Annotated in this window: 25 protein-coding genes; 21 read left to right on the top strand and 4 right to left on the bottom strand. The window is 63.7% G+C overall.

Annotation, left to right across the window (positions count from 1 at the left end; genetic code table 11):
• Window positions 1-45: 45 nt before the first annotated feature.
• Both ACSBPU_RS08480 and ACSBPU_RS08475 read right to left on the bottom strand, forming a co-directional pair.
• Window positions 46-459, bottom strand: coding sequence for a hemerythrin domain-containing protein (locus ACSBPU_RS08480; RefSeq protein WP_442597219.1), 414 nt, complete (start codon window positions 457-459; stop codon window positions 46-48).
• A 231-nt stretch (window positions 460-690) separates the two neighbouring features.
• Entirely contained in the window at window positions 691-1,467 is a 777-nt protein-coding gene (locus ACSBPU_RS08475) for an RNA polymerase sigma factor FliA (RefSeq protein ID WP_442597217.1), read from the bottom strand.
• Window positions 1,468-1,659: 192 nt separating this feature from the next.
• Between ACSBPU_RS08475 and ACSBPU_RS08470 the strand changes: the two genes are divergently transcribed.
• From ACSBPU_RS08470 to ACSBPU_RS08445, 6 genes are all read left to right on the top strand, one after another.
• A complete protein-coding gene (locus tag ACSBPU_RS08470; protein ID WP_180067334.1) occupies window positions 1,660-2,058 on the top strand; it encodes a flagellar protein FlaG in 399 nt (132 codons plus the stop codon).
• A gap of 133 nt (window positions 2,059-2,191) precedes the next feature.
• Window positions 2,192-3,616, top strand: coding sequence for a flagellar filament capping protein FliD (gene fliD, locus ACSBPU_RS08465; protein WP_442597215.1), 1,425 nt, complete (start codon window positions 2,192-2,194; stop codon window positions 3,614-3,616).
• The gene (gene fliS, locus ACSBPU_RS08460) at window positions 3,613-4,050 is read left to right on the top strand and encodes a flagellar export chaperone FliS (RefSeq protein ID WP_180067336.1); all 438 of its coding nucleotides are present in this window, start codon (window positions 3,613-3,615) and stop codon (window positions 4,048-4,050) included. Before fliD ends, fliS begins: the two co-directional genes overlap by 4 nt.
• 108 nt (window positions 4,051-4,158) lie before the next feature.
• Window positions 4,159-4,497 (top strand): flagellar protein FliT, encoded by a 339-nt coding sequence (locus tag ACSBPU_RS08455; RefSeq protein ID WP_442597213.1) that lies wholly within the window; start codon window positions 4,159-4,161, stop codon window positions 4,495-4,497.
• Window positions 4,494-5,891: a flagellar hook-length control protein FliK gene (gene fliK / locus ACSBPU_RS08450; RefSeq protein WP_442597211.1), complete on the top strand. Its 1,398-nt coding sequence runs from the start codon at window positions 4,494-4,496 to the stop codon at window positions 5,889-5,891. Before ACSBPU_RS08455 ends, fliK begins: the two co-directional genes overlap by 4 nt.
• On the top strand, window positions 5,888-6,193 hold the full coding sequence (locus ACSBPU_RS08445) for an EscU/YscU/HrcU family type III secretion system export apparatus switch protein (protein ID WP_180067339.1): 306 nt from the start codon (window positions 5,888-5,890) through the stop codon (window positions 6,191-6,193). The genes fliK and ACSBPU_RS08445 overlap by 4 nt, the downstream gene beginning before the upstream one ends.
• A 143-nt stretch (window positions 6,194-6,336) precedes the next feature.
• Here ACSBPU_RS08445 and fliE read toward each other — a convergent pair whose 3' ends face one another.
• Window positions 6,337-6,672, bottom strand: coding sequence for a flagellar hook-basal body complex protein FliE (gene fliE / locus ACSBPU_RS08440; protein WP_442597208.1), 336 nt, complete (start codon window positions 6,670-6,672; stop codon window positions 6,337-6,339).
• A gap of 337 nt (window positions 6,673-7,009) precedes the next feature.
• On the opposite strand from fliE, the gene fliF reads away from it, so the two are divergent.
• The 13 genes from fliF (at window position 7,010) to fliR (ending at window position 18,150) form a co-directional block, all read left to right on the top strand.
• Complete coding sequence (fliF, locus tag ACSBPU_RS08435; protein WP_442597206.1) at window positions 7,010-8,707, top strand: flagellar basal-body MS-ring/collar protein FliF; 1,698 nt, start codon at window positions 7,010-7,012, stop codon at window positions 8,705-8,707.
• The gene (gene fliG, locus ACSBPU_RS08430) at window positions 8,694-9,695 is read left to right on the top strand and encodes a flagellar motor switch protein FliG (RefSeq protein WP_180067342.1); all 1,002 of its coding nucleotides are present in this window, start codon (window positions 8,694-8,696) and stop codon (window positions 9,693-9,695) included. The genes fliF and fliG overlap by 14 nt, the downstream gene beginning before the upstream one ends.
• Window positions 9,688-10,434 carry a flagellar assembly protein FliH gene (gene fliH, locus ACSBPU_RS08425; RefSeq protein WP_442597204.1) on the top strand — a complete coding sequence of 249 codons (747 nt, stop codon included), beginning with the start codon at window positions 9,688-9,690 and terminating at the stop codon, window positions 10,432-10,434. Before fliG ends, fliH begins: the two co-directional genes overlap by 8 nt.
• On the top strand, window positions 10,431-11,915 hold the full coding sequence (gene fliI, locus ACSBPU_RS08420; RefSeq protein ID WP_442597202.1) for a flagellar protein export ATPase FliI: 1,485 nt from the start codon (window positions 10,431-10,433) through the stop codon (window positions 11,913-11,915). Before fliH ends, fliI begins: the two co-directional genes overlap by 4 nt.
• A complete protein-coding gene (gene fliJ, locus ACSBPU_RS08415) occupies window positions 11,908-12,357 on the top strand; it encodes a flagellar export protein FliJ (RefSeq protein WP_442597200.1) in 450 nt (149 codons plus the stop codon). Before fliI ends, fliJ begins: the two co-directional genes overlap by 8 nt.
• Window positions 12,358-12,369: 12 nt before the next feature.
• Window positions 12,370-13,758: a flagellar hook-length control protein FliK gene (locus ACSBPU_RS08410; RefSeq protein ID WP_442597198.1), complete on the top strand. Its 1,389-nt coding sequence runs from the start codon at window positions 12,370-12,372 to the stop codon at window positions 13,756-13,758.
• Between the two features lie 125 nt (window positions 13,759-13,883).
• Window positions 13,884-14,378, top strand: coding sequence for a flagellar basal body-associated FliL family protein (locus tag ACSBPU_RS08405; RefSeq protein WP_180067347.1), 495 nt, complete (start codon window positions 13,884-13,886; stop codon window positions 14,376-14,378).
• Entirely contained in the window at window positions 14,379-15,371 is a 993-nt protein-coding gene (fliM, locus tag ACSBPU_RS08400) for a flagellar motor switch protein FliM (protein WP_442597196.1), read from the top strand.
• 10 nt (window positions 15,372-15,381) lie between these two features.
• Window positions 15,382-15,930, top strand: a complete 549-nt coding sequence (fliN, locus tag ACSBPU_RS08395; protein ID WP_442597194.1) for a flagellar motor switch protein FliN — start codon at window positions 15,382-15,384, stop codon at window positions 15,928-15,930.
• Window positions 15,931-15,937: 7 nt separating this feature from the next.
• Complete coding sequence (gene fliO, locus ACSBPU_RS08390) at window positions 15,938-16,264, top strand: flagellar biosynthetic protein FliO (protein WP_442597192.1); 327 nt, start codon at window positions 15,938-15,940, stop codon at window positions 16,262-16,264.
• Window position 16,265: 1 nt separating this feature from the next.
• A complete protein-coding gene (gene fliP / locus ACSBPU_RS08385) occupies window positions 16,266-17,057 on the top strand; it encodes a flagellar type III secretion system pore protein FliP (RefSeq protein ID WP_442597190.1) in 792 nt (263 codons plus the stop codon).
• Between the two features lie 12 nt (window positions 17,058-17,069).
• Window positions 17,070-17,339: a flagellar biosynthesis protein FliQ gene (gene fliQ / locus ACSBPU_RS08380; protein ID WP_180067352.1), complete on the top strand. Its 270-nt coding sequence runs from the start codon at window positions 17,070-17,072 to the stop codon at window positions 17,337-17,339.
• 22 nt (window positions 17,340-17,361) lie between these two features.
• Complete coding sequence (gene fliR / locus ACSBPU_RS08375) at window positions 17,362-18,150, top strand: flagellar biosynthetic protein FliR (protein ID WP_180067353.1); 789 nt, start codon at window positions 17,362-17,364, stop codon at window positions 18,148-18,150.
• Window positions 18,151-18,250: 100 nt separating this feature from the next.
• Here the strand turns inward: fliR and ACSBPU_RS08370 are convergent, their stop codons facing one another.
• Window positions 18,251-19,186 carry a LysR family transcriptional regulator gene (locus ACSBPU_RS08370; protein ID WP_442597187.1) on the bottom strand — a complete coding sequence of 312 codons (936 nt, stop codon included), beginning with the start codon at window positions 19,184-19,186 and terminating at the stop codon, window positions 18,251-18,253.
• A 104-nt stretch (window positions 19,187-19,290) separates the two neighbouring features.
• Here ACSBPU_RS08370 and ACSBPU_RS08365 point away from each other — a divergent pair, with 104 nt between their 5' ends.
• Both ACSBPU_RS08365 and ACSBPU_RS08360 read left to right on the top strand, forming a co-directional pair.
• The gene (locus tag ACSBPU_RS08365) at window positions 19,291-20,244 is read left to right on the top strand and encodes an isocitrate lyase/PEP mutase family protein (RefSeq protein ID WP_442597185.1); all 954 of its coding nucleotides are present in this window, start codon (window positions 19,291-19,293) and stop codon (window positions 20,242-20,244) included.
• The gene (locus tag ACSBPU_RS08360) at window positions 20,237-21,070 is read left to right on the top strand and encodes an amidohydrolase family protein (RefSeq protein ID WP_442597182.1); all 834 of its coding nucleotides are present in this window, start codon (window positions 20,237-20,239) and stop codon (window positions 21,068-21,070) included. Before ACSBPU_RS08365 ends, ACSBPU_RS08360 begins: the two co-directional genes overlap by 8 nt.
• Window positions 21,071-21,108 lie beyond the last annotated feature (38 nt).

Raw genomic sequence — 21,108 nt, 5'->3', positions numbered from 1 at the left:
TTTAATTTGATGAAATAAGCTCAATCAAGCGGTCAATTGCCTGTTTCACGCGGCCCTTTCAATAGCAGGATAGAACTCGGTGTTTTCTCTTTGCATGCGGGCGTGCAAGGCTTTCAGAACGGAATTGGCTTCCGCGCGGAAGTCTTCCGGCGCCTTTGCCAGCGCGGTGGCCAGCCCCCACTTGCGAGAAAAGGCGATGTACCCATGAGCGATGCCTTTCATGTCGTCCTGGTAGGCCTTGCCCATGGCCGCCAACTGCGCGTCCTGGCCTTTCTGCAAGGTGGGATACAAGATGCGATCTTCGATGGCCAGGTGCAGCTGCACCAGCGAACTCAAGGCCCCCAGCTCGCGCGCAATGTCTTTTGCATGTTCGGCAATTCCATCGTGCGCCAAGCGGCGCAGCGTGGCTATTCCTTTGAGAATGTCTACGTGATGCTGCTTGAATCGGTCGATATCCATGGCACTCACCTTTGATCATATAAAGATACATTTATTATATATCTTTTTGGGATTGAGGGGTCGGACCCTGTACGGGGTCCGACCCCGGTCTGCTGTTTAAAGGGACAGACCCCGAGCCAGTGTTCTTTCAAGGGTCAGACCCTATGCAGGGTCTGACCCTGGCTGGTTTTTGGGGTCAGACCCTATAGGGTCTGACCCCTTGGTCTGAATGGGGCCTGACCCCTGCCCTCCTTAAAGCAGCATATGCATGGCTTCTTCGCCGGGACTGTCCTGCCAGTGGCTGTCGGCCAGCGCGGCGCGGATGCGGGCGACGGCCTGGGACCGCAGTTGAGACACTCGGCCTTCCGTTACGCCGAGCACCGCGGCGATTTCCTTCTGGTTCAGATCCTGTTCGAACTGCAGCGAGAGCAGCAATTGCTCGCGTTCGGGCAGATTCTGGATGGCGTCGACGAGCGCTCCGCGCAGGGCCTGCGACATCAGGCGGCTCAAGGGGTTCGACCATTGCGGCGCCTGCGCGTGGACTTCCTGCGCCACCCTGCCTTCCAGGGGGTCGGATGCGTCGCCGGCCTGACGCACCAGGTCTTCGTAGTGAATGATCTGCACACCCCTCGCCTCTTCCAGGAGCGACTGGTACTCGCTCAGGGGAATTTCCAGCTCTTCGGCGATTTCAGCTTCCGTCGCCGGGCGCAGCAAGCGGTGGCTGAGCGCATGGATGGCTTGCTCTATGCTTTTGGATTTGCTGCGCACGCTGCGCGGCAGCCAGTCCTGGCTGCGCAGTTCGTCCAGCATGGCCCCCCGGATGCGCGTGACGGCGTACGTCTCGAATTGGGCCTCGGCCGTTTCCTGGTACCGACGCACGGCGTCCAGCAGGCCCATCATGCCGGCCTGCATCAAGTCGTCGACTTCGACGCTGGCCGGCAGCCTGGCCACGAGCTGCAAGGCCAGGCGGCGAACCAGGGGAGCGTACTGTCCGACAAGGCGGTCTTCGGTACTGGGCGTACGAGGCATGCGTAAAGAAAAAAGCTGAAAATCAGGCGCTTATTGTGCGCCAGGCGGACGAACCATGTTATGGGAATCAGCGCAATGATTCATCGCCTATTCCCGGGATTAAAGTTTTTCGCGCCGCTGCCGTTACATTCGCAATATCTGGGGTCAGACCCCGTTCGGGGTCTGACCCCTACCTTGATCAGGAGCTTCAGCATGGTGAATCCGATTGCTTCCAGCCTGCCCTCGGGTCAGTTCGGGCAGATGTCCGCCGAATTCGAACGGCCGCCGTCGCTGCCCGAGCCTGCGGTACAGGTAACGCCCGGCAGCGGTGCCCAGGGCAGCGGCACTGCAACCACGTCGCAGCAAAACGGCCAGGAAACAAGCACGGAAAATCCGTCGCTGGAAAAAGCGCTGGAGTCCCTGAACGATAGCATGAAGGCCTGGGCGACAGGCATGCGCTTCGACATGGACGACGAAGCGCAGCGCCTGGTGGTGTCCATCATCGACAGCGAAACCGGCGATGTGATCCGCACCGTGCCCAGCGACGCCGTCATCCGCGTGGCAAAGATGATCGTGCAGCTGCAGGGCAGCATGGTCGACACCACCGCCTGACACCCCGCATTCAAGGAAGCGAACTCGCGGCGGCGGGCCCGGGTAAACGCTTAAATTGACAAGTCTAAAGCCCGCTAACATAGGCATTGGGTAGGCAGGCCTTGCGGCACAATACCCACAACTGGAGTTTCTTATGGCTATTTCATCAATTGGCGTCGGTTCGGGCCTGCCCCTGGACCAACTGCTGGAAGACTTGCGCAAAAGCGAAAATGCCCCGCTGGCGCTGCTGCAGTCGAAGGCGACCGACTACCAGAACCGCTTTACCGCCTACGGAACCATCAAGAGCTCCATCGAAGCCCTGAAGACGGCGTCCGATGCGCTGGGCAAGTCCGAAACCTTCGGCGCCCTGAAAACCAGCGTGAACACCGACGCCTTCACCGCCAGCGCCTCCAACAAGGCCATCGCCGGCCAGTACAGCGTCAATGTCACGCAGTTGGCCACGGCGCAGACACTCACCAGCGGCGGCTACGCGGACCGCAAGGAAGAGTTGGCCGACGGCTCCGTCAAGATCACCATTGCGCTAGAAAACGGCGAATCCAAGGACTTCACCTTGTCTCGCGACCAGGCCACCATGGAAGGCCTGGTCAAGGCCATCAATGCCGAATCCGGACTCGGGGTGTCGGCCACCATGGTCAATGATGGCTCGGGCACCCCCCATCGCCTGCTGATCACCGCCAACGATACCGGTGAGAAGGCGGCGGTCAAGGGCATTACCGTGGCCGCCGGCGAAACCAATGGCGCCAGTGATTTTTCCAAGCTTCAAAATCTCATCGGTTTCGGCGCGGGCGAGCCCGCCGGCGGTACCGGCCTGACCGTCACGGCGGCCAAGAATGCCGAACTCAGCATTAATGGCATCGACATCGTCAGCCAGGGCAACACCATCGAAGACGCCATTGAAGGCGTCACCCTTACGCTCAGCAAGGAAACCGAGGCAGGCAAGACCAATACGCTGTCGATCACGCGCGACGACTCCGTAACGTCCAAGGCCATCAACACCTTCGTGTCGGCCTACAACAACCTGCAAGGCATCATCAAGACATTGACGGCCTACGACGTAGACAGCCAGAAAGGCGCCGCGCTGACCGGCGACAGCCTGGCCCGGCGGGTACAGACCCAAGTGCGCGCCGCGCTGAATTCCTCGGAAGCCTCGGGCGCCATCGCCAACCTGTCGCAGATGGGCATCAGTACGGACCCCGTCACCGGCAACCTGAAGGTGGACGACAAGAAATTGACGGCGGCCCTCAAAGACAACATGGCCGACGTGCAAAAACTGTTCGCCGGGGAAAACGGCCTTAGCGCACGCATGGCCGCGGTTGCCACCGAGTTCACCAAAAGCGGCGGCATCATTGCCAATGCCACGGACAGCATCTCGCAGACACTGAAGGATCTGGAAAAGCAGTACGACGCCACCACGGAACGCATCGATGCCAAAATGGAATCCTACCGTCGGCAGTTCGTGGCCCTGGACAGCATGATGGCGCAAATGAATTCGGTCAGCAGCTACCTTACGCAGCAACTGGCCATGCTCAACAACCTTAGCTCCAACAGCGACAAATGACGTATTCATCCATTGCACGCGGCCCGAAGCGGCGGCATTCCGTCCAGGCCTACGCCAACATAGGCCTGGAAACCGAAGTGCTCAGCGCCAGCCCGGAACACCTGATCACCCTTTTGTTCAATGGCGCGCAAGCGGCCATACTGAAGGCCAAGCTGCACATGGAAAACAACAACCTCGAAGGCCGCGGCATGGCGATCTCCAAGGCCATCGACATCGTCGATTCGGGCTTGAAGGCATCGGTCGACCTGGAGGCCGGCGGCGAAGTCGCGAAATACCTGGTCGCCAGCTACGAGCTCATCATACGCAACCTGATGCTTGCCAATCTGCATGCCGACGCCGCCAAGCTGGACTTGGCGGGGCAAATGCTGAAAGACATCAGTGGCGCCTGGCGCAGTGCCGTCGACCCGATCAGGGACGAGGGGCTTGCAGGCTGAACGCCCGTCCGGTCCGCCATATACCCTATGGCGTGTTTTCTTGAATCTTTTTATGCTTGCTCGTATCGTGCAATTTACCAACCGGCGGCATAGTCCTGCGACATTACCATGAGCAAAACCTCATCCGTCCTTCATTATTACGAAGCCATCGCCGATATCTCCAGCCAAATGCTGTCTGAAGCGCGCGCTAGCCACTGGGAAGAAGTCATCGCCCTGGGCGAGCAGTACCAGACGGCGGTGGAGTCGCTGCGCGAACTGGATCACCTGGGAGACGACGACCGCCAGGCCAGGCGCGAATTGCTGACCAAAATACTGAACGACGATGCCACCATACGCAGCCTGGCCGCGCCAGAGCTCAGCCGCCTGGGCGCGCTCATGGGCAACATGAAGCGCCAGCACGCCGTGCTCCAAACCTATTGCGCGCCGGCCCTTAACCTGCACTCATGAGCGTAGGCGGCCCTTCGGCCCTCGGCACCTTGCTGGTGCAGCGGCTGGACGCCGTCCTGGGCACCACCTTATCGCAGCAGGCGAACCTGGCAACCGGCGCCCGGCCGGACGCCGTCACACAAGCCGCCAACCCCGAGCAAGCCAATGCCGCCCGCAATGAAATGCTGCGGCACCCGCGTGAAGCCGTCGATCGCGCGGCATCGCAGTCGGGACAGCAAGGCCGCCAATCCGTCGACCAGGCCAAGCTCGACGCCCGCGCCAGCGAGCTATTGCAAGCGCGCAACGCTCCCAATACCGCGTTCACCCGATCCGCGCCCACCACGCTGGGGCAAGCGGCCCGCACGATCCTGGCCTTGCTGACGCAGTACGGCGATCAGCCGGCAAGCGTCCAGGGCAAGCGTCCCCTGTTCGGCCAATCGGCAGGACAGGCAGCCGGACCAGGTGCAAGCGCCGCTGGCACGGCGCAGCAGGACGATTCCGTGCAGCAAAGAACGGTTCAAGGCGCTGAAGCACGCCCGGGCCAGTCGGGGCAGGCCGGCACATCGGCCGGCCCTGATGCGGGCGCCGCGAAAGGCGCCCCCACCGCCGGGGGGACGCCCGGCACGCCCGCCTCGGCCACCGGCGCCGCGCAGGGAACGGCCGCCATGGCGCAGGGGCCCGCCGGCTCGGTAGCAGGCCAACTGGCGCAGGCCCTGTCGCAAGCCTTGCAAGGCAGCGGCATGTTCTATGAATCGCACCTGAGCCAGCTCGCGACCGGGCGCATGACGGCGCAGCAGCTCATGCAGGAACCCCAGGCCGCGGCCGGCCGGCAGGCGCAGGCCGAGCCCGCCGCCCAGCAAGCGGCCACTCAGGGGGAACAATCCGCCACCCGGGGCGCTGCCGGCGAAACAAGCACACAAGCCGGCGCCGCGCGCGGCGGCGATTCCGGGCAGGCGCCCGCTCCCGCGCCGGCGTCCTCGATGAGCGGGCTGGATCCGCAAACCCATCTTCTGGTGCGCCAGCAGCTGGAAGTCCTGGCCAACCAGACTTTCGCATGGCGCGGCGAAGCGTGGCCGGATGCGCCCATGGAATGGGAGATCGGCCGCCGTGAAGAGCAGGCCGAGGGTGGCGCGGAAGGACAAAACATGAACTGGGCGACCCGCATCTCCATACATCTTCCCCGCCTCGGCCAGGTGGAAGCCCGGCTGACGCTCTCGGGCCAGCAACTGGTCATGCACGTGGTGGCACCGGAATCGGCGGGCGTGCTGGACGAGCACGCCGAAACACTGCGCAGCCGTTATACCGCGCAGGGGCTGACGCTCAGCCAATTGTCGATTGCCAGGACGGCGGCGCCCGCGCAGGCCGAGGCCACGCCGCCGGAGCCCCCTTTCGTTTCCGATGAGGAACAGCCGTGACGCCGCGCCATACTCCCGACCATCGCGCGACGGCCGTGGCCGTCGCCTACGACAAAAGCGATTCGGCGCCGCGCGTGGTGGCAAAAGGCTATGGCACCGTGGCGGAAAACATCATCCGCACCGCAAAGGATCACGGCCTGTACGTGCACGAATCGCGCGAACTCGTCGGCTTGCTCATGCAGGTGGACCTGGATGCGCACATCCCGCCCCAGCTCTATGTGGCGATCGCGGAGCTGCTGGCCTGGCTATATGCGCTGGAAAACAATGAAAAAGGCGCGGATCTGTTGAAACCGGCGTCTTGAGGGGTCAGACCCCGTACGGGGTCTGACCCCAAGCGCAACAACAAGGGGCCAGACCCCATGCTTGGTGGAGGGGTCAGACCCCATTCGGGGTATGACCCCGTGTCGAGCCTGGGGTCAGACCCTACGGGTCTGACCCCGCAAAACTACACCGGCATGCTGGCGATTTCCTGATACGCCTGGACCAGCCGGTTGCGTACCTGCAGGGTGGCCTGGAAGGCGATGCCGGCCTTCTGCATGTCGATCATGACGTCATTCAGCGAGATGTCCGGCGCGCCCATCTGGAAGGCGCGCGCCTGGGCGCTGGAGGCATTCTGCATGGCGGACACGCGTTCCAGCGAGCGGCTGAGCTCGGCCGCGAAACCGCCGCCTTCCTCCACCCCCGAGGCCTGGCCGCGCGCAGGCACCGACGCGGCGGCGTTGGCCACGGCACGCATTTGCGCCAGCATGTTCTCGATAGCGGTCAAGTGTTGTATGGCCATGGCGCGGTGTTTGCTCTGGTAAAGGGTGTTGCGGATTGTCCATGCAACTTTACACAGGATCGCGCTCGCGCAAGCGGTATATAAAGCGCCATATCCCGCCGCAGTTCAAGCGATTCCCCCACCGCCCAACGGGGCTATAGTCCCCCTGCCCGCTTTTTTCCCACCCAACTGCAGTCGTACTAAATGACACCCAAAAGCCTTGTTTTTCGAGGCTTGGCGTCTTGACTCAACACGCCATAATTCAGCATCCCTTAATTTTACGTTGTCGCATGTCCAAGTTGCTAAACCACTGCGCCGGTCCCTTCTTGCAGAAATGCCCCAGTCCCCGAGGTCGTCAATGAGCCAATCGGCCCAGTTGCTGGCCCGCTTTCCGGCACTTGCGAGAATCGGTGGTTTGCCCAAGCCCGCGCTCATGGCGGGCGGCGCCGCGATCATCACCTTGATCGTCGTGCTTGCGCTGTGGAGCCGCGGCCCCGATTACAAAGTACTGTTCTCGAACATCGAAGACCGCGACGGCGGCGCCATCGTGACTGCGCTGGGGCAGATGAACGTGCCCTACAAGCTGTCCGCCACCGGCAACGCCATCCTGGTGCCGGCCGACAAGGTCCATGAAGTCCGCCTGCAGTTGGCCCAGCAAGGCCTGCCCCGCAGCGGCGAAGCGGGCTTCGAGCTGCTGGACCAGACGCGGTTCGGCGCCAGCCAGTTCACGGAACAGGTCAATTATCAGCGTGCCCTGGAGGGCGAACTCGTCAGCTCCATACAAGGCCTGCACGCCGTCCAGGCCGCGCGGGTCCATCTGGCCATTCCCCGCGAGTCGCTGTTCGTGCGCGACCGCCAGCCGCCCACGGCTTCCGTCCTGCTGACCCTCTACCCCGGCCGCACGCTCAGCGAGGCGCAAGTAGCCGCCATCACCTGGCTGGTTTCTTCCAGCGTCCCGCACCTGACGGCCGAGAAAGTCTCGGTCGTGGACCAGAATGGCCGGCTGCTGACGTCCCCGTCGGGCGACGCAGGCATGGACAGCACGCGGCGCAACCTGGTCAATGAAATCGAGCAGCGCACCGTCGGACGCATCCTGACGCTGCTGAACCCCTTGATGGGCGCCGGCAACGTGCGCGCGCAAGTCAGCGCCGACGTTGATTTCGCGCAACGCGAGCAGACTTCGGAAGTCTACCGCCCGAACCAGAAGCCGGGCGAAGCGGCCGTGCGCAGCGAGCAGACGAGCGCTTCCATACAGAACGGCGTGCTGCCGCCCGAGGGCGTGCCGGGTGCGCTCACCAACCAGCCGCCGGGCAACCCGACGGCCGAGATCCAGCTTCCGCCCCAGGATAACGCGCAGCAGAACCCGGGCGCACCCAACGCGGCACCCAATGCACAGCCGGGCGGCGCGAACAATGCGCCGAATGCGCTGGGCACCGCCGGCAATGCGCCCGCTCAGAATACAGGCACCTCGCGCAACGACGCCACCATCAACTATGAAGTGGACCGCACCATCAGCCATGTGAAGGACCAGCTCGGATCGCTGCGCCGGCTGTCGGTCGCGGTGGTGGTCAATTACCGCAACAACGCCGATGGCGAGGCCGAGCCCATTCCGGAAGGCGAGCTGGAGAAGATCAACGAACTGGTCAAGCAGGCCATGGGCTATTCGACCGAGCGCGGCGATACGGTCAGCGTGATCAACAGTCCGTTCAGCGACGACACGCCGCCGGCGCCGCCGATCTGGGAAAACCCGGTTTACCTGAACTACTCCTTGCAGTTGATCCAGTACTTGCTGATCGCACTCGCGCTGTTCATCGTATGGCGCAGCATCGTCAGGCCCCTGCTCGAAAACAACGCCCAGGCCCGCCTGGACCGCGAAGCCGAGAAGGCGGAAGAGGAAAAGAACCGCGAGCAAATGGCCAGTGCCGAACGCCTGGCCGCCGAGATGTCGCGCTACGAAGACAACCTGACCACGGCCCGCAACATGGCGCTCAAGGATCCGCGCGCCGTGGCCATGGTGCTGCGCTCCTGGATGGAAAAGAAAGATGGCAACCGTTGATACCAATCTGGACCGCTGCGCGATCCTCATGATGTCCCTGGGTGAGGATGGTGCGGCGGAAGTCTTCAAGTACATGAGCGCCCGCGAAGTCCAGATGATCGGCAGCGCCATGGCCAACTTGAAGCAGGTCACGCGCGCGGACGTGGACGGCGTGCTGGAAGAGTTTCGCCAAGAGGCCGATCAGTTCATGGCGGTCACCCTGGGCTCGGACGATTACATCCGCAGCGTGCTGACCAAGGCCCTGGGCACCGACCGCGCCGCCGGACTGATCGAAGACATCCTGGAGGCGGGCGAAGGCGGCAACGGCATAGACGCGCTGAACTGGCTGGAGCCCAACAGCGTCGCGGAACTCATCAGCGACGAGCACCCGCAGATCATCGCCACCATTCTCGTCCACCTCGAACGCATGCAGGCCTCCAGTGTGCTTGCCTTGCTGAACGAGCGGCTGCGCAACGACGTCATGCTGCGCATCGCCACTTTCGGCGGCGTGCAGCCGGCGGCGCTGCACGAGCTGACCGATGTGCTCAATGGCATGCTGTCCGGCCAGGGCGCCAAACGCAGCAAGATGGGCGGCGTGCGCACCGCCGCCGAGATCCTGAACTTCATGAATTCCTCGGAGGAAGAAGCCGTGGTGGCCAGCCTGCGCGAACTGGACGGCGACCTGGCACAGCGGATCGTCGACGAAATGTTCGTCTTCGAGAACCTGGTGGACGTGGAAGACAGCGCCATCCAGCTGATCCTGAAGGAAATCGAGACCACCTCGCTCACCATCGCGCTGAAGGCGGCGCCCGAGGAATTGCGCGACAAGTTCTACCGCAACATGTCGAACCGGGCGGCGGAAATGCTGCGCGACGACCTGGAAGCCCAAGGTCCGGTCCGGATGTCCAAGGTCGAGGAAGAACAGAAGAATATCGTCATGATCGCCCGCAGATTGGCCGAGACAGGCCAGATCACGCTGGGCGGACAAGGAAACGACGAATATGTCTGACAAGTGGCCGAGCCGGCTTCAGGCCGCTCAGGCCTGGAAGCGCTGGGAGATGGAATCCTTCGAGGATCCCAAGGCGCCCGAGCCGGTCGCCCCTCCTCCCCCGCCCGCGCCAGACCCCGAAGTCCTGCGCGCCGAAGTGCAGCGCCTGCGCGACGCGGCACAGGCCCGCGGCCGCGCCGAAGGCTATGCGGAAGGCCATGAACAAGGCCTGGCCGTCGGCAAGGAAGAGGGTCGTCTGCTCGGCCAGCATGAGGGCTACGAGAAAGGCTATGCCGAAGGCCTGGAGGCCGGTGGGCAACAAGCGCGGGGCGAGGCCGACCAACTGGCGGGTCTCGCCCAGGCCTTCGCCCGCTCCCTCACGGCAGTGGAAGCGGAAATGGGACAGGCCCTGATCGCGCTGTCGATCCGCATCGCCGAACAGGTCCTGCGCAGCACGCTGGACGAGCACCCCGAGAAAGTCCTCGATCTCGTCCGGGACATCACGCATGTCGAAACCGGCAAGGGCGGACTGCTGAAGCTGCGCGTGAATCCAGCGGATCTCGAGCTGGTGCAGGCCTATCTGCGCGACGAAGGCGAATCCGACCACTGGCGGCTGCTGGCGGATCCGGCCATCGAGCGCGGCGGCTGCCTGGCCGAAACCGCGCTGGGCAATATCGACGCCACGCTCAAGACCCGCTGGGAGCGCGTGACCTCCTCCCTGGGCCACCCGGCACCGCCGGCCGGCAAGCCCGCGCCATGAGCGGCGCCGAACTCCTTCCCGATGCCGCTGCGCGCTGGCGCGCGCAACTGCAGGCGTGCATGCGCCGCGTATCGGCCACGGAGTCCTGGCACATCAGCGGCCGGGTGACGCGCGCCACGGGCCTGGTGCTCGAAGCCACCGGCCTGCGCCTGGCGGTCGGCGCCGCCTGCAAGATCGAAATCTCGCTGGGCCAGAACCTATGGGCCGATGCCGAGGTCGTGGGCTTCCATGGCCAGACGCTGTACCTGATGCCGCAAAGCGACATCTCGGGCCTGCCGCCCGGCGCGCGCGTCGTACCCATCGAGCCCGCCATACAGAGCCAAGTGCCGCTGCCTCTTCGGGCCAGCCAGGAACTCGGTCCCCCGCCCGTCCTGTCGCGCCATCTTCCGGTGGGCGACATGCTGCTGGGCCGGGTTCTGGATGGCGCCGGCCACCCGCTGGATGACCTGGGCGGGCTGGCCGGCGTCAGCTCCGCCCCCTTGAATGCAGAATTCATCAACCCGCTGACGCGTGCGCCGATCGATACCGTGCTGGACGTGGGCGTGCGGGCCATCAACGGCCTGCTGACCGTGGGGCGCGGCCAGCGCATGGGCCTGTTCGCCGGCTCGGGCGTGGGCAAGAGCGTGCTGCTGGGCATGATGGCACGCTACACCAAGGCCGACGTGATCGTGGTGGGGCTGATCGGCGAGCGGGGCCGGGAGGTCAAGGAATTCATCGAGCACAACCTGGGCCCCGAAGGCTTGAAGCGGGCGGTCGTCGTGGCGGCACCGGCTGATGTCTCGCCTTTGCTGCGCCTGCAGGGCGCGGTCTATGCGACCAAGCTCGCCGAGCATTTCCGCGACCAGGGCAAGCATGTGCTGCTGATCATGGATTCGCTGACGCGCTATGCCATGGCCCAGCGCGAAATCGCCTTGGCCATCGGCGAACCGCCGGCCACCAAGGGTTATCCGCCGTCCGTCTTTGCAAAGCTGCCGGCGCTGGTGGAACGCGCCGGCAACGGCGCCCCGGTGGCGGGTCGCCCGGCGGGCTCGATCACGGCGTTCTATACGGTGCTGACCGAAGGCGACGACCAGCAGGATCCGATAGCAGACTCGGCGCGCGCCATCCTCGACGGCCACGTGGTGCTGTCGCGCAGCCTGGCCGAAGCCGGCCATTACCCCGCCATCGATATCGAGGCTTCGATCTCGCGTGTCATGGCGGCCATCGTGCCCGGCGAACAGTTTTCAATGGTGCACCGCTTCAAGAAGATGCTGTCGCGCTATCAGCGCAACCGGGATCTGATCGCCGTGGGCGCCTACACCACCGGCAACGACCCTGAAATCGACGAAGCGATCGCGCGCTATCCCTTCCTGGAGGCCTTCCTTCAGCAAGGAATCGAAACACGCGTCGACTACCCCACCGCGGCCCGGGAATTGAGCGCCTTGTTCAACCGGTCCGGAAGCCGCCCCGAGTGGCCGGCGCAGGATATGAACCATGGCTAAACCCTCTTCCCTGGACACCCTGATCGAGCTGGCGCAAGAAAACGCCGATGAAGCGGGAAAACAGCTGCAACTTCTGTCAACAGAACGCAAAAACGCGGAAAGCCAGCTGAACATGCTGCTGGAATACCGCCAGGATTACGCGCTGCGCTTGCAGGTCGCCACGGAAAGCGGCCTCTCCGCGTCGAACTATCATAATTTTAGGCAGTTTATCGCCACTTTGGATGAGGCCATTTCGCAGCAAAATAAAGTGGTCGCCCATATTGACGTCAAGATCGAAAGCGGCCGGCAGCGCTGGTACGCTGAAAAGCGCCGCCTGAGCTCCTTCGAAACCTTGCAGACTCGTCAGGCGCGCCAACAGGCGCTGCGCGACAACCGGGCCGAACAGCTCGCCAACGACGAGATGTCGGCCATCATGCACCGTCGGGTGCGCCGCAATCATTGATCAGGCCGTGCCATGAACACCACCACGATTTCCGCCGTCTTGCCCAACGCCCCATCGGGAACCGACCGCAATCGCAGCAGCGGCACCGCCGAGGGCGGCAGTTTTTCCAACGTGCTGGACAGTCAGCAATCGGCGCTGACGCCGCCTGTGCCCTCTTCCACCCGGGATGCCGAACCCGCACGCGGCCGCAACGACGACGCGGAGCTGGCCAAGAACGCCGCCGAACACGGCTTGCCCGGCGGGCCAGCGCCCGTGCATGAACCGGCTCATACCGCAGCCGGCACTGAAAGCGGCGAGCCGGCCAGCCGGACATTGCCTCAAATCGCCCTGCAACTGGCCGCTGAAATCGCAGCGGTGCGGCAAGCGGTATCGGGTCGCGGCACCGTGGAAAGCAAAGCGGACACCGCCCCCGCCTTGACCTCGCGCGCCGGCGATCTCACCGCCCGCAACGCCACAGACCGCCGCCCCGCCGCCTCCGACGCAAGGGATTCCCGCGCGGCAACCGGCTTGGAAAACACCTCAAACCGCCTCGGCCTCGATACCGCAGTACGGCAAGCGTTCGAGCCGGCATTGGTCGGCCTGCCGGCTTCCGTCGCATCGCCTGCCGGGCGCCTTGCCGACGACACGACGCTCGCGCCGCGCGGCAGTCTGCTCGGCCCCGCCCGCGCAGCCAGCATCGCCGGCGCAAAGCAGGCCGTCCTGACGATGCAGGCACGCGCCCAGGCCACCGACACGGCGCCAGGCACGGTCGTGCAGCAAGCCCTCGGCCTTGCCGGCATGGGCTTTGACGACTCTCTGGCGCAAGTGCTGGCCGACCTGCCGGGCGATCGCGGAAGGCAAGCCGATATCTCGCTGACGGACCCGCAAGCAATTCCGGTTGCAGCAGGCCTGAACGGCGCTTCGTCCGCCACCCTGGCCGCACTGACCCAGCCGGTGAGCGCAAACGCCGCCATTGCCACGCCGCTGAACAGCCCGCAGTGGGGCGCCGACTTCAGCCGCCAGTTCATCTCCTTGGCACAAGGTGGGCAGAATGCGCCGCACACGGCGGAACTTCGCCTGGACCCGCCGGAACTCGGCCCTTTGCGCATCTCGATCAACATCAGCGATAACGTCGCCCATGCCGTGTTCGTGTCGCCCCATGCCTCCGTCCGCCAGACGGTCGAGAACTCGCTTTCGCAGCTGCAGCAGGCGCTTGCACAGGCCGGCATCTCGCTGGGCGAGGCAAACGTCAGCGACCAGGGACAGCAAGCCGAACAAGCCTTCAACGAACGCTTCGGAACGGGGTCTGCACGGGCCGGCGCCGGCTTCACGCTGAACGGCGGCGAAGCCATGGATGCCGCCGCGGCGCCGGTCGCCCGAAGGGCCGTGGCGCCGGACGCGCTGGTCGATACCTTTGCGTGACGGTGCCGCGCTGCCGGCAAAGGCTCAAGTTGACAAGCTTTCCATGGGTTATTCGCTTCGATCCCGATCTCCGGCATACGGCACAATATGTTGCCCTTTTCTAACTGTTACTCAGCCCATCGGCCATGGCCAAAAAAGAACCCAGTAAATTCGCCAAATTCTTGAAGTCCGTTCTGGCGACCGTTCTCATCGTTGTAGCCAGCGTGGGCGCCACTTTGTTCTATTACGAACGCTATGGCGGCGGCATCGGCGGACTGGGCAGCCTGGCGGCCGCGCCCGTCGAGCCGCCGCCCGCGCCTTTGCCGGCCCCCATCTTCACGCCGCTGGAGCCGTTCACGGTAACCTTGCGCACCGAGACCAGCAGCCGTATCCTGTATGTGGCCGTCACGCTGCGCGTGGCCGACGAAGAGTCGCGCAAGGTAATCACCAGCTACATGCCCGAAGTCCGCGACCGCATCCTGCGCCGGCTGTCCGAACAGCGCGCCGACTACGTGCAAACGCCCGAAGGCCGCAGCGCGCTGGTTGCCGCGCTGACCAAGGACGTCGAGGCGCCCTACACGCCCAATCCGCGTGGCCCGGTGGTCACCGGCGTGCTGTTCACCGCCTTCGTGATTCAATAAATGTCATATCAAAGCTTACTTTCGCAAGATGAAGTCGACGCGCTACTTGCCGGCGTAACCGGCGAAAGCAGCGACGACTCGAAGAAAGCCGAAGAGCTGGGCGCGGTCCGGTCCTATGACCTGACCTCGCCGGACCGCGTCGTGCGCCATCGCATGCACACGCTCGAGCACATCAACGAGCGTTTCGCCCGCCGCCTGCGGGCCGTGCTGCTGAGCTTCATGCGCCGCAACGCCGACATCACGGTGGGCACCATACGGGTCCAGAAGTATTCCGACTTCGAACGCAACCTGCCGGTGCCCAGCAACCTGAACATGGTGGCCATGAAGCCGCTGCGCGGGCTGGGCCTGTTCACTTTCGACCCCAACCTGGTGTTCCTGGTCATCGACAGCATGTTCGGCGGACACGGGCGCTACAGCACCCGCGTGGAAGGCCGCGACTTCACCACCACCGAGCAGCGCATCATCCAGCGCCTGGTGAACCTTACGCTGGAAAGCTATGCGGGCGCGTGGGAGCAAGTGCATCCGGTGGAAATGGAATACGTGCGTTCGGAAATGCACACCAAGTTCGCCAGCATCACCCGCGGCAATGAAATCGTCGTCGTATCCTCGTTCAACATCGAATTGGGCGCCAGCGGCGGCAACCTGAACATCTGCCTGCCCTACTCCATGATCGAGCCCGTGCGCGACCTGCTCACGCGGCCCATGCAGGAGATCGGCGAAGAAGCCATAGACCAGCGCTGGATACAGCAGTTGTCCCGGCAGGTGCGCAGCGCCGACGTCGAACTCGTCGCCGAGTTCGGGCAGATCGACTCCACCGTTTCCGAACTGATCAAGCTGAAAGTCAACGACATCCTGCCCATTGCCATTCCCTCCGCCGTGACCGCCCGTGTCGGCGGCGTTCCCGTCATGGAATGCAGCTATGGCACCTACAACGAGCGATACGCATTGCGCGTGAAGCGGATGCTGACGACCTCTGAAACAGATATCTCCTGAGCACTGAAAAATGACTGATCCCGAAAAGGACCTCGACAAAGACGACGACACCGGGCAGAACCTGGACGACGACTGGGCGGCTGCGCTGTCGGAACAGACTGCGCATACGCAATCGACCCAGGCCGACGGCCTGGCCGATGCCGCCGACGACTGGGCGGCCGCGCTGGCCGAACAGACCGCGGCCACCTCGTCCGGCATGCGGGCTTCGGCCGCCGCGCCCGCGGAGCCGCCCGCCGCCAGCCCGGCACCGCATTTGTTCCGCCCCCTGGTGGACAGCGCCGTCGAAGGCAACAGCGATATCGACATGATCATGGACATCCCCGTCCAGTTGTCGGTCGAACTGGGGCGCACCCGGCTGACCATCAAGAACATCCTGCAGCTCGGGCAAGGGTCTGTGGTGGAGCTCGACGGGCTGGCCGGCGAACCCATGGACATCTACGTCAACGGCTATCTGATCGCCCAGGGCGAAGTCGTCGCCGTGGAAGACAAGTACGGCATCCGCGTCACCGACATCATCACCCCATCCGACCGCATCAAACGGTTGAACGGCCGGCGCTGAACCCGCCATGACCGAAGCCGACACCCTGCGCCTGATCGTCAGCCTGGTATTCGTCATTGTGCTGATTCTGGCGGGCATGTGGGCGGTACGGCGCGCGGGCTGGCTGCGCGGCGCCCAGCCGGGCGCATTCAAGGTCGTCAGCACGCAAAGCCTGGGCGCCCGCGCCTATCTTGCCATGGTCGAAGTCGAAGACGCCCGGCTCGTGCTGGGTGTGACCGCCAACCAGATCAGTCTATTGCATACACTGCCCCCCGCCGATCCCGCCGGCATACCGGCCGAACCGGCCGCCCAAGGCTTCGCCGCCGCCCTGGGCAGGGCCATCAAGCGCCATTGAAATGAATCGCCCCATTGCAGTCTTCGGGCTGCCCCCCGTTCTCGCCCGGACCCTGCTCTGGTCGCTCGCCGCGCTGGCGCTGATCCTGCTGTTCCCGCGGGACGGCTTTGCACAGGCCGCCCTGCCCGCCATCACGTCGACGACCAATGCCAATGGCAGCCAGACCTGGTCGCTGAGCGTGCAGACGCTGGTCCTGCTGACCCTGATGTCCTTCCTGCCCGCCATGCTGATGATGATGACGGGCTTCACCCGCATCATCATCGTGCTGGGGCTGTTGCGCAACGCCATGGGCACCGGCGCCTCGCCGCCCAATTCCGTCCTGATCGGCATTGCGCTGTTCCTGACTTTTTACGCCATGTCGCCGGTCTTCGACCAGATCTACCAAGATGCCTACCAGCCCCTGAGCAGCGGCGCCATCGCCATGGAGGAAGCGCTGGACCGCGGCGTAAAACCGCTGCATGCATTCATGCTGAACCAGACACGCGAAGCCGACCTGACGCTGTTTGCCAATATGGCGAATATCGGCGAACTCGAGAGCCCCGAGCAAGTTCCATTGAGGGTGCTCGTTCCAGCCTTCGTCACGAGCGAATTGAAGACCGCCTTCCAGATCGGATTCACGATCTTCATTCCATTCCTGATCATCGACCTGGTCGTGGCAAGCGTGCTGATGTCGCTGGGCATGATGATGGTGCCGCCGGTCACCATCTCGCTGCCTTTCAAGCTGATGCTGTTCGTGCTGGCCGACGGCTGGCATTTGCTGCTGGGCTCGCTGGCCCGTAGTTTCTATCAATAGGGATAAGCGTCCATGACCTCCGAAACCGTCATGTCCATGACTTACCTTGCCATGAAGGTCGCGCTCTTCATGGCGGGGCCGCTGCTGCTGGTCACGCTGGCCGTCGGCCTGCTGATCAGCATCTTCCAGGCCGCGACGCAGATCAACGAAATGACGCTGTCCTTCATTCCCAAGCTGCTCGCCGTCGGCGCCGCCCTGGTGTTGCTGGGCCCGTGGCTGATCACCACGATGGTGGACTACATGCAGAACCTGTTCTCGCAGATTCCTGGCTTGGTGTCGTAGGCGGCGGAACGGCGCCGGTGCCATGATCTCGTTCAACATCGACCAGCTCTACACGTGGATGAACGCCTTTTTGTGGCCGTTCTTCCGCTTGCTCGGCCTTCTGGGCACCGCGCCCTTGCTGGGCGACTCCGCCATTCCGGGCAAGGTCAAAGTGGGCCTGGCCGCGCTCGTCGCCATCGCGATCTCGCCCGCCCTGCCGCCCATGCCCGACCTGCCCACGGGTTCATTCGCCGGGATCTGGATATCCGTGCAGCAGGTACTGATCGGCATCGCGCTGGGCCTGGTCATGCGCATCGTCTTCGCCGCCGTTCAAACGGCCGGGGAGTTCATCGGCCTGCAGATGGGTCTGTCCTTCGCATCGTTCTTCGATCCGGCCACGGGCGCGAACACCGCCGTGCTGGCGCGCTTCATGAATACGATGGCGATGCTGTTGTTCCTGGCCCTGAACGGACACCTGCTGATGCTGGGCGGCCTGCTGCGCACGTTCGACGCCTTGCCGGTGCGCCAGGGTCCCCTGGACATCAACGGCTGGGGCGTGCTGCTGCAATGGAGCTCCGAAGTCATGGTGTCCGGCATGCTGCTGGCCCTGCCCTTGATCATCGTGCTGCTGTCCATCAATCTGGCGCTGGGCATCCTGAACCGTACGGCGCAGCAGCTCTCCGTCTTCGCGGTGGGCTTTCCGATCAGCCTGACGACCGGCCTGGTCCTGCTTACCGTCGTCCTGCCCCAGTCGTCCCCCTTTCTTTCCCGCCTGTTCGAGGAAGGCTACGCCACCATGGGAAGACTGATCTATGCTTTGGCTGGGCCTTAGGTGTGGGGTCAGACCCCGTACGGGGTCTGAACCCATAGCCGCTTTGAGCCGGGGTCAGACCCCGCATGGGGTCTGAACCCTTTGCTGCCTTGAATCGGGGTCAGACCCCATGCGGGGTCTGACCCCTTCCCAAGCGGGTGAAGTATCTCGAATCGAGCATCACTCGCCGTGCGATGCTGACGAGCGCCTCCAGTCCTTCCGAGTGCATGACTTTTGGGTACGCCGCGCAAATCTGCAAGGATTCGAACGGCCTTTGCTGGCGGTAGACCACGACCGACCCGCGCTGGATCTCGTCGCGCAGGATGCAGGTCGGCAACACCCCGACGCCGACGCCGCCGACCACCAGGCGCGCGAGCATCGCCAGGCTGTTGCAGGTGCTTACCCGCAGCGCTCCTCCGCCTTCGGCATCCCACCATTCAGCCATCATGTCGTGCAGCGGCGAGGGCTGCGGCATGCCCAATATCGTTGATTGCGCCAAAGTCTGGGGGTCGGCGATTCTGCTTTGCAGCGGCTTGGCGCGGCTTCCTATCCATGCAACGCGCGCCATCGCCAGCGGCTCGACCTGAAGATTGGCCGGACGGCCGGGATTGGCCATGATCGCGATGTCCAGGCGGTTGGCCGCAAGCTCGTTCAGCAGCACGAAGCTGTCGCTGACCTTTAGCTCCACCGTCAAGCGCGGATAGCGCTCGCCCAGCAAGGTGATGATCTTGGGCAGCACGGCAATGGCTATGGTCTCGGAGGACCCCACGCGCAGGACTCCCTGCAGCGGATCGCCTGTGCGCAACCGCGTCTCCAGCTCATCCAGCAGCTGCAGTATCTGGTCGGTGTAATGCATCGCCACCACGCCTTCCGCATTGAGCTTGGCGGCTCTTCCGTCCCGCTCGAACAGACGGGTACCGAGCGCCTCTTCAAGCTCGCGCACTCTCAGCGAAATCGTCGGCTGGGTTACATGCATATGGCGCGCAGCGGCCTGGAAGGATCCAAGCTTCGCGATGGCGGCCAATGCCTCGATCTGCGCAAGCGAGTAGCGTCGCATAAGATTTTCCTATCAAAAATCCCTGAAAACTTTAATTAGTTTAATAGGATGCCAATTGATAGCATAGATCGGTCACCAAAACGATTACTCATGACGGAGAGCGGATGAGCAAGGCAAAACAATTGAGGGAAGCCATTTATGCCCCTGAAATACTGGTGCAACCGGGCGTGTTCGATGGCTTCAGTACCCGGCTCGTCGAGCATATGGGCTACAAGAGCGCGTTCATCACCGGCAGCGGCGTCAGCGAGACGCGTCTGGGCCAGGTGGATGTGGGGATAATGGGCATGGAAGAGAACGTCGCCGCGGTGCGCAACATCGCCGCGTGCTCGGACCTTGCGCTCCTGGCGGACGGAGACACCGGCTACGGCAACGCCATCAACGCCTATCACACCGTGCGCGCTTTCGAACGCGCTGGGGCGGCCGGCATCATGCTCGAAGACCAGGTATGGCCCAAGCGCTGCGGCCATATGCGCGGCAAGGAAGTGATTCCCCAGGATGAAATGGTGCAGAAGCTGCGCGCGGCCTGCGAAGCGCGCACGGACAAGGATTTCGTCATCAAGTCGCGCACCGACACGCTGGCCACGCATGGGCTCGACGAAGTGATCAAGCGCCTGAACGCCTATGCCGAGGCCGGCGCCGATCTCCTTTTCGCGGACGCGCTGCTGGACGCCGAACAGATCCGCACAGTCGCCGGCAACGTGCCCAAGCCGCTATGCGTGAACATGGGCTTCGGCATTCGCCAGCGATCGACGACTCCACTGCTTTCCGCAGCGCAATTGCAGGACCTGGGCGTGGCGGTCGTCATCTACCCCAGGCTCCTGACGGCCTGCGCTCTGGCCGGCATGAAGAAAGGCCTGGAGATCCTGGCGCAGTCATTGACCAGCGGCAAACCCGAGGATCGTCCCGATGCGGCGGTAAGCTTCGAGGAACTCAACGAGATCATGGGAATGGGCGAAATCAATCGCCTGGAGCAAAGCTTCCTGACGGACGCCCAGAAGGCCGCGAAGTATGGCCGCGATGCCGTCGGGCCTGTCGGCGCAGAGGCCGCCCATGGCTGACCCACAAGAAGAATCACGGCGCTTGCCGCCGGGGTCGGTGGACTGCCATGCGCACGTCATCAAGATGAATCAGCCTCTGTCCAGCAACCGGCACTCTCAGCCCGCACGCGAAGCGAGCGTTTCGGACTACCTGGACACGCTCGATGCACACGGAGTCGACTACGGACTTCTTACCGCACCCAGTTTCTATGGAACGAATAACGAAGTCCTGCTGCATGCGCTGGCAGCGTCGGGCGGGCGGCTGCGAGGCACCGCCATCGTCGAGCCAACCGTAAGCGAATCCATCCTGTCCGACATGAAAAACCAGGGCGTGTGCGGCATCCGGCTGAACTGGGTCAAACGCGATGCGCTGCCCGACATCAATTCCGGCGAATACCGGAACCTGCTGTCCAACGCCCGCAATCTCGGCCTGCATATCGAGGTCTATCTGGAAGGCGAGCATCTGCCACCGGTGCTCAAGGCCATCAATGCCAGCGGCGCACGCGCGGTCATCGATCATTTCGGCAACCCGCCAGGCGCCGACGGCATCGACAGCGAAGGCTTCCGGGCATTGCTCGATGCACTCGCAGCCGGCAATACCTGGGTCAAGCTTTCAGCCCCCTTCAGGCTACGAGGCAGCAATCCGGCAGCCCTCGCCAAGGCAATCATCGATCAGTCCGGCGGGGAACGCGCGGTCTGGGCGACGGATTGGCCATGGGTGGGCTTCGAGGACCGGATCACGTATCAGCATTGCATAGACTCGCTGTTCGAGTGCGTTCCCGGTGAGGCGAGCCGGAACCGGATCCTTACGCTAAACGCGCATGAAGCTTTTGGGTTCAAGCCGTAGACGGGCGGCCTGCCCGGCCACTTGTTTTGTCATTGCTT

The organism is Parapusillimonas sp. JC17 (assembly GCF_052180245.1).
In the GTDB taxonomy this organism is placed as follows: domain Bacteria; phylum Pseudomonadota; class Gammaproteobacteria; order Burkholderiales; family Burkholderiaceae_B; genus Parapusillimonas.
Note: the sequence above shows the minus strand (reverse complement) of the source record. Positions and strands in the feature narration are given on the sequence as shown.

Excerpts from the sequence above, each read along its gene's own strand:
- ACSBPU_RS08480 (WP_442597219.1), bottom strand. The coding sequence starts at position 459 with ATGGATATCGACCGATTCAAGCAGCATCACGTAGACATTCTCAAAGGA.
- ACSBPU_RS08475 (WP_442597217.1), bottom strand. The coding sequence starts at position 1,467 with ATGCCTCGTACGCCCAGTACCGAAGACCGCCTTGTCGGACAGTACGCT.
- ACSBPU_RS08470 (WP_180067334.1), top strand. The coding sequence starts at position 1,660 with ATGGTGAATCCGATTGCTTCCAGCCTGCCCTCGGGTCAGTTCGGGCAG.
- fliD (WP_442597215.1), top strand. The coding sequence starts at position 2,192 with ATGGCTATTTCATCAATTGGCGTCGGTTCGGGCCTGCCCCTGGACCAA.
- fliS (WP_180067336.1), top strand. The coding sequence starts at position 3,613 with ATGACGTATTCATCCATTGCACGCGGCCCGAAGCGGCGGCATTCCGTC.
- ACSBPU_RS08455 (WP_442597213.1), top strand. The coding sequence starts at position 4,159 with ATGAGCAAAACCTCATCCGTCCTTCATTATTACGAAGCCATCGCCGAT.
- fliK (WP_442597211.1), top strand. The coding sequence starts at position 4,494 with ATGAGCGTAGGCGGCCCTTCGGCCCTCGGCACCTTGCTGGTGCAGCGG.
- fliE (WP_442597208.1), bottom strand. The coding sequence starts at position 6,672 with ATGGCCATACAACACTTGACCGCTATCGAGAACATGCTGGCGCAAATG.
- fliF (WP_442597206.1), top strand. The coding sequence starts at position 7,010 with ATGAGCCAATCGGCCCAGTTGCTGGCCCGCTTTCCGGCACTTGCGAGA.
- fliG (WP_180067342.1), top strand. The coding sequence starts at position 8,694 with ATGGCAACCGTTGATACCAATCTGGACCGCTGCGCGATCCTCATGATG.
- fliH (WP_442597204.1), top strand. The coding sequence starts at position 9,688 with ATGTCTGACAAGTGGCCGAGCCGGCTTCAGGCCGCTCAGGCCTGGAAG.
- fliI (WP_442597202.1), top strand. The coding sequence starts at position 10,431 with ATGAGCGGCGCCGAACTCCTTCCCGATGCCGCTGCGCGCTGGCGCGCG.
- fliJ (WP_442597200.1), top strand. The coding sequence starts at position 11,908 with ATGGCTAAACCCTCTTCCCTGGACACCCTGATCGAGCTGGCGCAAGAA.
- ACSBPU_RS08410 (WP_442597198.1), top strand. The coding sequence starts at position 12,370 with ATGAACACCACCACGATTTCCGCCGTCTTGCCCAACGCCCCATCGGGA.
- ACSBPU_RS08405 (WP_180067347.1), top strand. The coding sequence starts at position 13,884 with ATGGCCAAAAAAGAACCCAGTAAATTCGCCAAATTCTTGAAGTCCGTT.
- fliM (WP_442597196.1), top strand. The coding sequence starts at position 14,379 with ATGTCATATCAAAGCTTACTTTCGCAAGATGAAGTCGACGCGCTACTT.
- fliN (WP_442597194.1), top strand. The coding sequence starts at position 15,382 with ATGACTGATCCCGAAAAGGACCTCGACAAAGACGACGACACCGGGCAG.
- fliO (WP_442597192.1), top strand. The coding sequence starts at position 15,938 with ATGACCGAAGCCGACACCCTGCGCCTGATCGTCAGCCTGGTATTCGTC.
- fliP (WP_442597190.1), top strand. The coding sequence starts at position 16,266 with ATGAATCGCCCCATTGCAGTCTTCGGGCTGCCCCCCGTTCTCGCCCGG.
- fliQ (WP_180067352.1), top strand. The coding sequence starts at position 17,070 with ATGACCTCCGAAACCGTCATGTCCATGACTTACCTTGCCATGAAGGTC.
- fliR (WP_180067353.1), top strand. The coding sequence starts at position 17,362 with ATGATCTCGTTCAACATCGACCAGCTCTACACGTGGATGAACGCCTTT.
- ACSBPU_RS08370 (WP_442597187.1), bottom strand. The coding sequence starts at position 19,186 with ATGCGACGCTACTCGCTTGCGCAGATCGAGGCATTGGCCGCCATCGCG.
- ACSBPU_RS08365 (WP_442597185.1), top strand. The coding sequence starts at position 19,291 with ATGAGCAAGGCAAAACAATTGAGGGAAGCCATTTATGCCCCTGAAATA.
- ACSBPU_RS08360 (WP_442597182.1), top strand. The coding sequence starts at position 20,237 with ATGGCTGACCCACAAGAAGAATCACGGCGCTTGCCGCCGGGGTCGGTG.